The following is a 12049-nucleotide window of genomic DNA, read 5'->3' on the forward strand; positions in this document are numbered from 1 at the left end:
CATGCGAAGACTCGCGAGGCAGCAGACCGCTCAAACGTAAATTTTGAGTCGGGCTCTATGCGCTCGGTGACGGCCACATAAGGGACCTAATTTACCGCATGGAGCAGAGCTCCCGTCCGAAATGGTATATTGTAGATCCAGAGGCTGAAGATGAGGACTTGAAGTTTTGGGCCGCAAAGAATGTAGACGTCATTACATGCCGGTTTGGGCAATTTATGAGCGCACTTGACGCCGGGATTCCTCCGCTTATGCGGATTGGCGTCACGTCAAAGAGTGATACAGATTTCCCGCTACGGCGTTTTTATTCGACAACATCGGAAGAGTCGGATTTACTAAGAGGTTCATTGCAGAAAGACGTGACGTTAGTTCACGCATCTATGCCAGTTGCTGAGCAAACAGCGGAGCGATTTTATTCCGGTTATGACACCGGATGGGGGTGCATAACCCAACGCCTAGACGCGCGCCGCAAGGTAACCGACGATTTGCTATACAAAGCACTGTTAGAGAATGAAGCTCCCACTGATCCTATCTTTATCCTTTTAAAAGGGCCTGCAGGCGCCGGTAAAACGATTGCACTAAAGCGGGCCGCTTTCGACGCCGCAACCGCCTATAATGCTATAGTTTTATGGCTCGAAGAAGCCGGTCAGCTGCGGGCAGACGTATTTGTCGAGATTGCTGATTTAACGAGGCAGCCGATTTACTTGTTTGTCGATCAGGTCTCGTTACATGTTGAAAAGTTGATATCTTTTTTAGCTGTCATGAAGTCAAAGCACGTTCCGGTGGTAATCATCGGCGCTGAACGGGAGGCCGACTGGACGACATACTGCGGAGAATTGCAGATACGCTTACAGCCACACAGTATAAGGGTCGGCGCGCTAGCTTCTAGCGAAATAGAGGTCCTTCTTGACTTGCTTGAGCGGCATAACTGCTTAGGAGAACTTGCGAGTAAGAATAGACAGGGGCAGGTAGCTGCATTTGCTAGCCAAGAGTTTGCCGACAGGCAGCTCCTTGTGGCACTTCATGTTTTGACAAGAGGGCTACCTTTCGAAAAAATAGTTTTGAATGAATACCTTAGCGTAAGCCCCGAACAGGCTAGAAGTCTCTACCTAGACATTGCATCTTTAAATCAATTCGGCGTTCCCGTTCGAGCTGGAACGATGACGCGTATATCTGGCATCGATTTTGAAAAATATCAGGAAAGCTTTTTCTCACCTTTGATTGATATGGTAGCTGTCGGACGGGATGCCTATACAGGGGATCATACATACAAGACACGTCACATTCACGTCGCACAAATTCTATTCCGTCAAGTGTTCGACAGCGATACCGCAAAGTCTGCGCAATTCGTAAAGATTATAGCGGGACTTGACGTTGGCTATTCTTCGGATGGTCGCGTTCTCGAGGGCATTTGCAAAGGCCGCACATTGACTGATAATTTTCAGAATGCGGATGAGGTTCGGCAAGTTTTCAAGGCGGCGACATTAGTGGCGCCGAAGCAGGCTTATCTTTTTCAACAGTGGGCAATCTTTGAGTCTACACACCGGGACGGCGATTTTTTGGAGGCGGAATTTTACGCTGAAACCGCCGCCTGGATGCAGCCTAAAAACTCGACCTTCATACACACGCAAGCCGAGGTCGCTCGCAAGAGGGCCGCATCAGAAACCACACAAGTTTTGAAGGATCAATTGCGGCGAAGAGCACGAGCGTTTCTCGAACAAATGCCAAAAGCTGATCGTTTTCGCACATCCAGCCGATGCAAGCTTCTGGTCGATGAGGTTGCCGATTTGTCGGAGGAGCTTGGGGATGATGAAAAATCAGCTCAAGACCAATTCTTTTCGGAAAAATTGTCAGATGCTGAGGCAGCAATTTTAAAGGCCCAGCAAGAATTTCCTGACGATGCCGAGATGTTTGAAATCGAGGCACGGCTCTGGGACAATTTAAAACAAAAGACGAAGGCGTTAAAGGCGCTTGAACGTGCTTGGGCAAAGTCACCCCGCGGAGCTAGCACCGCCGTTCGGCTGGGAAAGCTCTATGCTGCCGCAGGGAGAGGCAGCGACCGACTTAGGGTGTTGAAAGAAGCGGTTGAAAGAGACCCGGAGAATAAGCCGGCTCACCACGCTTTAGCGCTTCATTATCTTGAGGAAGATCCCGCCAATATGGCCGACGCCGCGGTGCACTTCTCGCGATGCGTAGCAATCGACATGCATGACTTTGAGTCCAAATACATGCTTGGGCAGATCTTTTTTGCAGAAGGAAGCGTAATAAAAGCGGCGGATTTATTCTATGAAATTCACCGGAAAGCCCCACGAAACTTTAGAACTCACGCTCCAAAAAAGGATAATTCTATCACCTCGCTCCTTCCAATCTATTCAGGCGTCGTTGATGCGGTGCGTGAAGGCTATGTGCTGGTAAGGTCCGGTGCCTACCCAAGTAGTATCTTTGTTCCAATGAGTGCTTTTTCCGAAGACGAAGCAGAAGACGCGTCTGTCGGAACGAGCACGGAATTTAGGTTGAGGTTCTCTCGGCGAGGGCCCGTAGCGGCAAGTATAGCCATTAAAAAATACGAATAACAACCATACACGTCTTCTGGCATCAATGTATCGCGAAGGTATACCCTCGCGTGACGTAACAGGGCGGCGATACCGAGCCGTAACATCTGGGTTGACGCCGACTATTTGTGACAGGGTAGCCTCGGGCCTAAACCTTGAGGTGACATATGGCCCGTATCGGTTACGCCCGCGTCAGCACGCTAGATCAAGACTTGGATGTTCAGCTTGCCAAGCTTAAAGCTGAGGGCTGTTCCATCATTCGCTCAGAGAAGGTGTCGGGCGGCAGTCGCGAAGGCAGGCCCGAGCTGGCGACTGTGCTCGAATTTCTACGCGACGGCGACGAACTGGTGGTCGCCCGGCTTGACCGGCTCGGTCGTGACACCCGCGACGTATTAAACCTGATCCATGAGTGCGAGCAGCGCGGCGCGTTCGTTACCGTTCTCGATCCTCATGTCAGCACTCGCGGCGAAATGGGCCACATGATAATCACCGTTCTCGGCATGGTAGCGCAGATGGAGCGGCGCTTCATCAAGGAGCGGCAGAAAGACGGAATTGAGCGGGCAAAGGCCGGCGGCGTATACAAGGGCGGCGCGCCACGTGTGGACCGAGCCAAAGTGGTTGCGCTGGATAGAGCCGGGCATGGAGCTGCCGCAATAGCACAGGCTGTAAGGTGCAGCCGCATGCAGGTATACCGCATTCTCAAAGCGGGTTGAGCCGTCCCATCGAACGGTCAGGTTTTCGACGGTCGCCTTATGGCAGCAAAGCGCCCAAGGCAGACGTCCAGCGCTATAACCTATAACTTGGAAGCCGCCGTTCCCTTGAGGCATTGGCTAAAAGAGACGGGGTCGTCGGCACTGGCATTGAACACGTAAAATCGATTTAGCATGCGATACGCCTAAGCTCGGCGAAAGCGGCCCGAAAGTGCATCTCAGCGCCCGAATCTTCTGTCGCCAGCCAAGCCTCCACCGAAAGCTTCAGGATGCCGATTGCAGTCACTGCTGTTACCCGGCATTTCGTATCCGGGGCGGGCAATCCTATACGATCGGCTAGAGCCTCCGCCAGCGCTCGCTCCACGTGCTCGTACTTCGCTTGCTCACGCGCTCTAAGCACCGGTGTATCGCGAACTAACCGGCCCAAAATTTTGGTCTGCGGCGATCCATAACGGGCCGCGGTGTCGACGAGTGCATTCTCGACCATGTCCAGAAGTGGTTCGTCGGCGGGTCGCCGGCCGACCGCTTCAGCGATGAGAGCCGGGAAATTCGCCCGAGCCGAGAAGACGATTTCTTCCTTAGATTCGAAATAGTGAAACAAACTGCGAGCCGAAACATCAGCGGCTTCAGCGATGTCGGCCAGCGTCGTGGCCTCAAAACCCCGCTCGATGAATAGCCGGATAGCTTCGGTCTGGATCAGCGCGAGCGTCTTCGCACGCTTCCGCTCGCGCAGGCCGACAGGAGCTTCAGACATGTTTTCTTTCATATCTTGCAATCTTGCATAGATCGCAATATTACCACAACTGTCAGCCTCGGATATCCGTGAAAGGATAGCAAGCTGAGTCTCCTACGCCCTGACGCTCGCAACAACCAATCATGTGCGACATCAATAAGGAAATACAACGAAATGACTCAAGCAGCAAAAGTATGGTTCGTCACGGGTGCGTCTCGCGGGTTCGGCCGCATTTGGACAGAAGCTGCCCTGAAGCGTGGCGACAGGGTCGTAGCAACAGCCCGTGACACCGAAGGGCTCGAAGACCTCGTCTCGACCTACGGTGATGCCGTCCTTACCCTGCCGCTCGACGTGACCGATCGCGACGCAGTGTTCCAGACCGTCAAACGCGCTCATCAGCGCTTTGGAGGCCTCGACGTAATTCTCTGCAACGCCGGATATGGCTACATGGGCGCTGTCGAGGAAGCCGTCACGGCAGATGCCCACGCGAACTTCGATACCAACGTATTCGGTACGCTCTCCGTTATTCAGGCGGCCTTACCGCTGTTGCGCGCGCAGCGCAGCGGTCACATCCTGACCGTATCGAGCATTGGCGGCGTCATTGGTTTCCCCACGGGCGGAATCTATGCGGCAACCAAGTTCGCTGTTGAGGGCATGTCCGAGGCTCTCGCTGGTGAAGTCGCCAGCTTCGGAATCAAGGTCACGATCATTGAGCCAGGCAGTTTCACAACAGGCTTCCGCTCGTCGATCAAGGCCGCTCCAGCTATGGCCGAGTACGACGGCGTACGGCAGGCGGTATTGGGCGCGTTCAAGCCAGAGATGTCGGGCGATCCCCTGGCAACTGCACCTGCCATCTTGCAGCTAGTCGATGCAGAGAAGCCGCCGCTCCGGCTTTTGCTGGGCGCAGGCCCCCTCCCCATGATCAAGCGGCTCTATGAAGGGCGGCTCAGCACCTGGGAGCAATGGGCTGAAGTATCGAACACCGCACAGGGCACGCGCGCCGCTTAACCCTTCGGATCAGAAATACTGACCTTCGCCATCAGCGCTTCGCTGCGGCACCGGCTCGTCTCAACGATCTTAGATGATGGCGGCCCGGTGCAACGGTTAGGGGGGAGATTGTGAGAAACCAACGTAATCCCGTTGTTCGACGATACCGCCTCGTACGGGATCGAGACGCAGTGCTCACGCAGCGTCGTGGCGGGGCTGCCGGCGAGCGGACAAGGCAAAGCCGATTAGCCCGCTGGTTTTCCTGGAACATCGACCCTTTCGGACTTTGTGTCTTGGCCGCCGCTTTCGGAGTCGTGTTCGCGATGGCGCTATCAGACGGCAAAATGAGCCACATGGATATCGTGTCGGCGCCGTCGACGTTCGATCTCAATCTAACTGACTTCAGACAAGCGTTCGATCGCGCGGCAGCGGTGGCAGCCGGCTCGGATAACGGCGGCATCAGTACTTGCGAACGTATGCCTGATGGCAGCGACAAGTGCGCTACGTCCGATGCCGGCTTTCAACGCACGGCTGCTTTAATGAGGGCATCGGGCCTGATCGATTGTTCCTTACGGCAAAAGATCACCTTCGTCGCTAAGGCAGCGGGTGACGGACGCCTGGAATCGATCGAGGTCGACGGCACAAGAGCCGACCGCGCCAATCAGCTCCGCTTCTCAGATGTCGTCGCCGACGTCGCCACCGCCTTGGATGGAAGGGCCATTGGATCGAGCGCCCCACTCTTCGATCTGCGCATTCGCCTCATGTTCGACGACAGCGATCAGTCGATCAACGAGCCGATTTTTGTCGTCACGCCCCATGCCCGAGTGGAATGCCTGCGTGCACGTTCGGGGGTCTCGCTCGCGATGCGATGCCTTTTCCACCCCATTTGACCCCGCTCTGCTGAGAGCGGGCAGCCTACTAGAAAAGGAACTTAGCATGACTTTGACGAATGAGATTGCCCAACAGATGATATGCGCCAGCCAGGAAAAGGCGCGTGAATTACGTACTGCGGTATCGACTGCAATTGTGGATGCCGAAGGTCGGCTATTCGCGTTCGGGCGCATGTACGGAACGCATTGGCTATCGATCGACACAGCTCAGGCAAAGGCCTTCACTGGCGCGCTTCTTCGACAAGACGGACCTGAGCTACGACAGTTTCCGCCGGCCATGATCACCGCCCTATCGACCATGTCGGCGCGTGCGCTGCTGCCGATGGGCAGCGTGACCGTGCTGCGCGACAAGGATGACCGCGTAATTGCTGGTGTGGGCTGCAGTGGCATCGGCTCTACCGGGGCGACCGACGAGCTGGACGGCGAATGCGCTCAAGCGGCGCGAGCCGTCTACGAAAAGGCCACCCGTGATGCGGTTCCTGCCTAGTCGTTGCTGCCTCCGAAAGGACTGCGGCCGAGAACTTCGCAGCAGGGCGATGGGGACGCCCGAGTGACCCACTGCCCTTCACTGCGCTCAGAAATGCGACGATGAGAGCCTAAGAGACGAAATGAAAATCTTGGTAGTAGGAGCCGCCGGTGGCGTCGGGGCCGCGCTCGTAAAAGAGGCGGTTGCACGCGGGCATGAGGTCACCGCATTCGTGCACCATCGGCCGATTCATGGTCAGACCGGTGTTCGTATCATCACGGGCGATGCCCGCAATGCAAAGCAGATGTCTGACGCCGTCGCAGGCCAGAATGCGGTTTTAAGCGCGGTCGGCGGAAAGACACCCTGGCGGCGCTCCGGCCTCGAACCCGACACCGCCCGAACGATCGTGAAAGCCTTGCGCGAACACGGGGTGCGTCGCCTCGTGGTCGCGTCCGCAATGGGGGCGGGAGATAGCAGCGATGTGGCCGGCCTCTTTTACAAATTGATTGTCGTGCCGACCTTTTTGCGCGGGGCGCTGAGGGACAAGACGAGGATGGAGCACGACCTCGCGCAAACCGATGTCGACTGGACCGTTGTCCGCCCTGCCGTGTTGACTGACGGCAGACCGATCGGGGAAGTTAAGGTCTTCTTCTCAGAGATCCGCGCCAAAGCGCATAGTATCACGCGGGCCGACGTCGCGGCGTTTATGCTCGATCAGCTCACGAGCAACATTTACCTTAGGCAGGCCGTCACCATCGCAACGAGTTGAGCCTTTGGATCACTCCTGTTGCTTTGCAGGCCAGTGGTAGAGCGCCGCGGAGCCACGCAGGCCCGGCCCTTCTTTGGCCGCCGAGACTTTCCTTCCTCGAAACCAAAAAGTGAGCGCAACAACAGGCGTTCCATCCGGCAGCACGCGGTCGAGAAACGCTGCGAGCTTTGGCATCGGTTTTATCATGAGATAGCAGACGATTGCGTCGGCGCCCCGCAAATCGGCGTCATAAAAGTTGGCTCGCATGACGCGGATGTTAGGGCGCCCCAAGGTGCGGAGCCGGGTCACCCAATATGGAAAAGGCGAGAGCTCTAAGCCGACGATGGTGGCGCGTGGAAAGGCCGAGGCCAAGGCGAGAGTCAGTGCGCCCCAGCCGCAGCCGAGATCGACAATTGTCGGGTGCGCCCCGATGTGAGCGCTGCGCAACAGGGCGACAACATCGGCGGCCTCAGCGCGGGTCGAAGACACCGTCGGTACGCCAGTCAATCCCTGATACAGCAGCAGGGAAAAGCAGAGCAGAAGAACCATTACGAGAACGCACAGCAGCACGGCGTGAAGCATCTATCCCTCCCGGGATCGGTCCGTGAGCTTCATTTGGCTGTTGGCCAAGTGCGTTGCCTGAAAGGCTAAGCCCCCGTCCGGCCGTGACCGCACGAGGGCGAGAAACGCGAAACGTCCGTTAGGAACCGGTTCCATCCAGCTGGACCACGGCACTCTTTTGAAAGCGAACACCGGTGAGCTGCTCGGACGCCTGCCACAGTTTCCGGGCAACGTCGGTATCCAAAGCATTCTGTTCGATTTTGCCGGGGCCTGGAGGACCCTTGAACTCTTTCCAGCCCCGAGGACCAAAATACTGCCCGCCCTTAACGCCTGGCATGGTTGCCGCCATCAGTGTGGGCAAAGCACCCTGGGCGCCTGAATGGCCGATCAATCGCTTCGCCAGCGGGATGGCCATCCGGAAGAGAATGTTGGCGCCAGGCGCAGGTCCGTTTGCGACCAGATCCGTACGCGCGAAGCCCGGATGGGCCGCAACGCTGGTAAGGCCCCAGCCGTTGGCTTTGCTCTGCCGATCTAGCTCGATCGCGAACATCAACATCGCGAGCTTGGACTGGGAATAGACTGGGAAGGGCTTGTAGCCTTGCGCGTAATTCAGGTCTTCGAAGTGAATTTTGCCAGATCGATGCGCAAAGCTCGAAAGTTGAACGACTCGTGCGTCCGCCGCGCTCAAGAGCGGCAGCAACCTCGCCGTTAAAGCGAAATGCGACAGGTAGTTGACGCCAAACTGCGTTTCAAACCCATCCGCCGTCGTTCCGCGCTCGTGGGGCGCCATGATGCCCGCGTTATTGACGAGAATATCGATTGGCCGGCCTGCGGCGAGCATGCTGTCGGAGAATTTCGCAATGGAAGCCAGGCTTGCCATGTCGGCGAGTTCGAACCGGACGTTGGCTTTCTTGAACTTCCTGCGGATCAGCGTTTCGGCGTTTCGGCCCTTGGTAGGGTTACGGGCCGCCAAGATGACCTCAGCCCCGGCCCCGGCCAGCGCTAAAGCCGTCTCAAGCCCAAGGCCCCCGGTTGCGCCGGTGACGATGGCTAGTTTGCCAAATTGGCTTGGTATATTGCGAGTGGTCCAGTTCGACATGGCTTGCTATCCCTTGCTGGTTATCCGAGCGGCCTCAACATGGATATTGCAATCTATGCAAAATTGCAAGCTATGAAACGATAGCCTCAAAGGGCGATGGCGGTTCCTGATGGCGGAAGCCGACCATCCGGCGCCGGGGTCGGCGCTGATGATCTCCCGCATGATTGACCTATTGGTGATAAGGGTGCTCCGCAGCTGGGCGGATCAACAACCCGATGCGGCGCGATGGCTGGGCGGCATCGGCGAGGAACGGCTTGGACGCGCGCTCGCGGCGATGCATGAGGATCCGGCCGCCACGTGGTCCGTGGAGAGCCTCGCCCGGTTGGCGGCCATGTCACGATCGGTCTTCGCCGACAGGTTCGCAACCGCCTTCGGCGAGCCGCCGCTGCGCTATCTCATGCGCTGGCGCTTCACCATCGCCGGCGATCTCCTGCTCCAGGGAGACATGCCGATCGGCGAGATCGCCCGCCGGATCGGCTATGAGTCCGAACCCGGCTTCAGCCGAGCCTTCAGGGCGTCCATGGGCTGTTCGCCGAGCGAGCATCGATCCCATGGTCAAGCGATCGCGGCGGCGTAGGCGCAAGCAGGGTTGGGTGGGGAAGTCTCAGCCCTGGGCGCCGAGGCCAAAGCCCTTGGACAACACCTTGCGCCAAAGCCGCTCCGGCAGGAGTTGGCGCACGCGCAGGGCCAGCACCGCATCGGTCGCGACATAGCGGAGACGATCGCTGGGATCCTTCGCGGCGGCGAGGATGACCGCGGCGACCCGATCGGGGGATGCGGCCTTTTCGGCGCCCCGGACCATCATGCTCCGAACGTTGTCGGCCGCGGGCTCGTAGGCGGGATGGTCCGCCCAAGGATGGACGAAGCGCGTGCGGGCTCCGCCCGGTTCGATCAGCTTCACACGGATGCCGAACGGTCGCAGCTCGTAGTGCAGAGCCTCCGTCAGGCCTTCGATCGCGAACTTGCCAGCGCAGTAAGGCGCAAGGAACGGGATGCCGACGCGGCCGGCAAGCGATGTGACGTTGACGATCAGTCCTCGGCCGCGCGATCGCATATGCGCGGTCGCAGCTTGGCATACGGCCGCGACCCCGATCACGTTGACCTCAAGATGCTCGCGAAGGCGCTCGAGGCTCACGCCCTCCAGCGGTCCGCCCAGGCCGATCCCGGCGTTGTTTATGACGACGTCGATCGTGCCGAAGCGAGATGCTGAAGCCTCGAAAGCGGCCGTGCTCGAGCTGATGTCCGTGAGATCGAGGCGGGCGCTTAACAAGCGAGGGCTTTCGATCCCTCGCAAGACTATTGAGGGATCGCGCGCGGTCGCGACGACGTTCCAGCCATTGGCGATGAATGTCTTCGCCGCCGCCTCACCGATGCCACTGGACGTTCCGGTCAACAGCACTGTCTTAGGCATTCTCTTCTCCACGCGCATGCCGAACAAGGCGGCCCTCCCTGGCGGGAGATCTCACCCGACCGGGGCCTGGCCCATCTGCTCAAGCGCCGTCATCTCGGCGTCGTTGAGGACGAGATCACGGGCAGCGACGTTCTGTTCGAGATGCGTCAGGGATGACGTGCCGGGGATCAGGAGCGTCACGGGCGACTTCTGCAGCAGCCATGCGAGCGCGACCTGTCCGGATGACGCGCCCGTCCGCGCCGCGATCGTCGCCACCGTGGCCGCATCGGTCAGCGTTCCGGCACCGAGCGGATAGAAGGGGATGAAGCCGATACCGTGCTGTTCGCAATGCACGAGCACGTCATGGTGCCGGCGGTCGGTCAAATTGAAGCGGTTCTGCACGGTCGCCACCTCGACGACCGATCTTGCCCTCTCGATCTGCTCTGTGCCGACCTCGGAGAGGCCGACGTGGCGGATCTTGCCCTCGGTCCGCAGGGCAAGGAACACGGCCATGGTCTCCTCGATCGGGGTTGCCGGATCGACCCTGTGAAGCTGGTAGAGATCGATGCACTCGACGCCCAGATCGCGCAGGCTCCCCTCGACTGCCCGGCGGATATGGGCAGCGCTGCCGTCCATGGACATCCCTGGATTGCCCGGGGTTGCCGGGCCGCAGCGGATCATCCCGCCCTTCGTGCCGATCACCAGCCCGGGCTTGTAGGGCGCCAGCGTGTCCCTAATCAGGCGCTCGTTGTCGCCGGGGCCATAAACGTCGGCTGTGTCGATGAAGTCAATTCCGAGGTCGACCGCCCGCCGTAGGACAGCCGCCGCCGCATGGGGGTCCTGCGGCGGCCCCCACACGCCGGGACCCGTCAGGCGCATCGCGCCAAATCCCAGGCGATGGACGGGCAGGTCGCCGCCGATCAGGAAAATCTTGCCCGCCATCCAATCCCCCTGCGTCTGTCGAGCATGTCCTGTAAGTGTGGAGCGCACTCCAAGGTCAAGAGGATGGGTCGTGCTGATCTCCGAATTCGCGCGGGCCACCGGGCTGACGTCCGACACGGTGCGCTTCTACGTCCGCCTCGGGTTGCTCCGGCCCTGCATAGGCGCCAAGGGCGGCCGTCTTGCCTACCAAGTTTTCAGCGAAAGCGACGTGAGCGCGGCCAAGCTCATTCGCCTGTCACAGGCTGCCGGGTTGTCGCTCAAGGAGATCGCGGCGTTTGGCGGCGAACGTCGTGCCGGGCGCATGACCCCCGAGCGGAGGATGGAGATCGTCAGCGCTCAAATCGAAAAGCTCGAAGGCAAGGCGGCGGAACTGAGCGCGATGGCCAACTACCTTCGCGCCAAACGCGACTGGCTGGCCAACGGTAAGGACGGCATGCAGCCCGAACCGGGCTTCGTGCGAACGGAGGGGCGAAGCCGGATCGCCGCAGATCGGGGGTGAGCGTCCGGCGATGTTGAGCGTCGGCTGCGAAGAACAGTCCTGCCGGACGCCGGCTACTACAATACTGCTGACGTCGGCGCCCCGCCAGTTTCTGGACATTCAGGATCGCGCCCATTGCGGACCTTGGTCCCGATCCATCCATAGACAGGATATCTCTACAGGCAGCTGGATGCGCAGTCTCCAATCGAGGTCGGCAGGTCCCGCTGCGCCGCTTCCGGCCGTATCTATAGAGAGCTCAAGCGCGCAGTGCAGAAGATTGCCGGGATCGATCGTCTCGTATGATGCGTAGGAGGCCTTCAGCCGCTCGAACACCTGCTCCTGGCGCTCGTGATCACCCCACACGGTGAAAGCCATGAGCTAGGCTCAGGACCTATTAATGGACTTGCGGATGAGACGATCGCTTGATTCAGTGACGGCACCAGGAGGTGCCGTCATGAGTGATCTGATTTGGCTTTCACCGGCGCAGATGCGTCGC

The 12049-nt window shown here is 58.8% G+C and carries 14 protein-coding genes; 8 read left to right on the top strand and 6 right to left on the bottom strand.

Features of this window, described 5'->3' with window-relative positions:
• Positions 1–98 precede the first annotated feature (98 nt).
• Entirely contained in the window at positions 99–2570 is a 2472-nt protein-coding gene (locus GSQ79_RS09170; protein ID WP_158808415.1) for a lipopolysaccharide assembly protein LapB, read from the top strand.
• A 146-nt stretch (positions 2571–2716) separates the two neighbouring features.
• A complete protein-coding gene (locus GSQ79_RS09175; RefSeq protein WP_158808416.1) occupies positions 2717–3262 on the top strand; it encodes a recombinase family protein in 546 nt (181 codons plus the stop codon).
• Between the two features lie 166 nt (positions 3263–3428).
• On the opposite strand, the gene GSQ79_RS09180 is transcribed toward GSQ79_RS09175, so the two are convergent.
• Positions 3429–4025, bottom strand: coding sequence for a TetR/AcrR family transcriptional regulator (locus GSQ79_RS09180; RefSeq protein ID WP_210253043.1), 597 nt, complete (start codon positions 4023–4025; stop codon positions 3429–3431).
• 141 nt (positions 4026–4166) lie between these two features.
• Between GSQ79_RS09180 and GSQ79_RS09185 the strand changes: the two genes are divergently transcribed.
• The 4 genes from GSQ79_RS09185 to GSQ79_RS09200 all read left to right on the top strand — a co-directional run bounded on the left by GSQ79_RS09185 (position 4167) and on the right by GSQ79_RS09200 (position 7104).
• Positions 4167–5000 (top strand): SDR family NAD(P)-dependent oxidoreductase, encoded by an 834-nt coding sequence (locus GSQ79_RS09185; RefSeq protein WP_158808417.1) that lies wholly within the window; start codon positions 4167–4169, stop codon positions 4998–5000.
• A gap of 170 nt (positions 5001–5170) precedes the next feature.
• The gene (locus GSQ79_RS09190; RefSeq protein WP_158808418.1) at positions 5171–5869 is read left to right on the top strand and encodes a hypothetical protein; all 699 of its coding nucleotides are present in this window, start codon (positions 5171–5173) and stop codon (positions 5867–5869) included.
• Between the two features lie 46 nt (positions 5870–5915).
• Positions 5916–6356, top strand: a complete 441-nt coding sequence (locus GSQ79_RS09195) for a heme-binding protein (protein ID WP_158808419.1) — start codon at positions 5916–5918, stop codon at positions 6354–6356.
• A 121-nt stretch (positions 6357–6477) separates the two neighbouring features.
• Positions 6478–7104: an NAD(P)-dependent oxidoreductase gene (locus tag GSQ79_RS09200; protein WP_158808420.1), complete on the top strand. Its 627-nt coding sequence runs from the start codon at positions 6478–6480 to the stop codon at positions 7102–7104.
• A gap of 9 nt (positions 7105–7113) precedes the next feature.
• On the opposite strand, the gene GSQ79_RS09205 is transcribed toward GSQ79_RS09200, so the two are convergent.
• Positions 7114–7665 carry a trans-aconitate 2-methyltransferase gene (locus GSQ79_RS09205; protein ID WP_158808421.1) on the bottom strand — a complete coding sequence of 184 codons (552 nt, stop codon included), beginning with the start codon at positions 7663–7665 and terminating at the stop codon, positions 7114–7116.
• Between the two features lie 118 nt (positions 7666–7783).
• The gene (locus GSQ79_RS09210; RefSeq protein ID WP_158808422.1) at positions 7784–8743 is read right to left on the bottom strand and encodes an SDR family oxidoreductase; all 960 of its coding nucleotides are present in this window, start codon (positions 8741–8743) and stop codon (positions 7784–7786) included.
• Positions 8744–8852: 109 nt separating this feature from the next.
• Here GSQ79_RS09210 and GSQ79_RS09215 point away from each other — a divergent pair, with 109 nt between their 5' ends.
• Complete coding sequence (locus GSQ79_RS09215; protein ID WP_158808428.1) at positions 8853–9320, top strand: helix-turn-helix domain-containing protein; 468 nt, start codon at positions 8853–8855, stop codon at positions 9318–9320.
• 27 nt (positions 9321–9347) lie between these two features.
• Here the strand turns inward: GSQ79_RS09215 and GSQ79_RS09220 are convergent, their stop codons facing one another.
• The gene (locus GSQ79_RS09220; RefSeq protein ID WP_158808423.1) at positions 9348–10154 is read right to left on the bottom strand and encodes an SDR family oxidoreductase; all 807 of its coding nucleotides are present in this window, start codon (positions 10152–10154) and stop codon (positions 9348–9350) included.
• Between the two features lie 51 nt (positions 10155–10205).
• Positions 10206–11075 carry an aldo/keto reductase gene (locus GSQ79_RS09225; protein WP_158808424.1) on the bottom strand — a complete coding sequence of 290 codons (870 nt, stop codon included), beginning with the start codon at positions 11073–11075 and terminating at the stop codon, positions 10206–10208.
• A 70-nt stretch (positions 11076–11145) separates the two neighbouring features.
• Here GSQ79_RS09225 and GSQ79_RS09230 point away from each other — a divergent pair, with 70 nt between their 5' ends.
• Entirely contained in the window at positions 11146–11574 is a 429-nt protein-coding gene (locus GSQ79_RS09230; protein WP_158808425.1) for a MerR family transcriptional regulator, read from the top strand.
• Positions 11575–11673: 99 nt separating this feature from the next.
• Here the strand turns inward: GSQ79_RS09230 and GSQ79_RS09235 are convergent, their stop codons facing one another.
• Positions 11674–11928, bottom strand: a complete 255-nt coding sequence (locus tag GSQ79_RS09235) for a hypothetical protein (RefSeq protein WP_158808426.1) — start codon at positions 11926–11928, stop codon at positions 11674–11676.
• Positions 11929–12049 lie beyond the last annotated feature (121 nt).

This window comes from Beijerinckia sp. L45 (assembly GCF_009765775.1).
Lineage (GTDB): Bacteria > Pseudomonadota > Alphaproteobacteria > Rhizobiales > Beijerinckiaceae > RH-AL1.

What these genes read in the sequence shown, in the direction of transcription:
- GSQ79_RS09205 (WP_158808421.1), bottom strand. Translation starts at nt 7,665, where the DNA reads ATGCTTCACGCCGTGCTGCTGTGCGTTCTCGTAATGGTTCTTCTGCTC.
- GSQ79_RS09200 (WP_158808420.1), top strand. Translation starts at nt 6,478, where the DNA reads ATGAAAATCTTGGTAGTAGGAGCCGCCGGTGGCGTCGGGGCCGCGCTC.
- GSQ79_RS09170 (WP_158808415.1), top strand. Translation starts at nt 99, where the DNA reads ATGGAGCAGAGCTCCCGTCCGAAATGGTATATTGTAGATCCAGAGGCT.
- GSQ79_RS09235 (WP_158808426.1), bottom strand. Translation starts at nt 11,928, where the DNA reads ATGGCTTTCACCGTGTGGGGTGATCACGAGCGCCAGGAGCAGGTGTTC.
- GSQ79_RS09185 (WP_158808417.1), top strand. Translation starts at nt 4,167, where the DNA reads ATGACTCAAGCAGCAAAAGTATGGTTCGTCACGGGTGCGTCTCGCGGG.
- GSQ79_RS09195 (WP_158808419.1), top strand. Translation starts at nt 5,916, where the DNA reads ATGACTTTGACGAATGAGATTGCCCAACAGATGATATGCGCCAGCCAG.
- GSQ79_RS09175 (WP_158808416.1), top strand. Translation starts at nt 2,717, where the DNA reads ATGGCCCGTATCGGTTACGCCCGCGTCAGCACGCTAGATCAAGACTTG.
- GSQ79_RS09220 (WP_158808423.1), bottom strand. Translation starts at nt 10,154, where the DNA reads ATGCCTAAGACAGTGCTGTTGACCGGAACGTCCAGTGGCATCGGTGAG.
- GSQ79_RS09210 (WP_158808422.1), bottom strand. Translation starts at nt 8,743, where the DNA reads ATGTCGAACTGGACCACTCGCAATATACCAAGCCAATTTGGCAAACTA.
- GSQ79_RS09215 (WP_158808428.1), top strand. Translation starts at nt 8,853, where the DNA reads ATGGCGGAAGCCGACCATCCGGCGCCGGGGTCGGCGCTGATGATCTCC.
- GSQ79_RS09180 (WP_210253043.1), bottom strand. Translation starts at nt 4,025, where the DNA reads ATGAAAGAAAACATGTCTGAAGCTCCTGTCGGCCTGCGCGAGCGGAAG.
- GSQ79_RS09225 (WP_158808424.1), bottom strand. Translation starts at nt 11,075, where the DNA reads ATGGCGGGCAAGATTTTCCTGATCGGCGGCGACCTGCCCGTCCATCGC.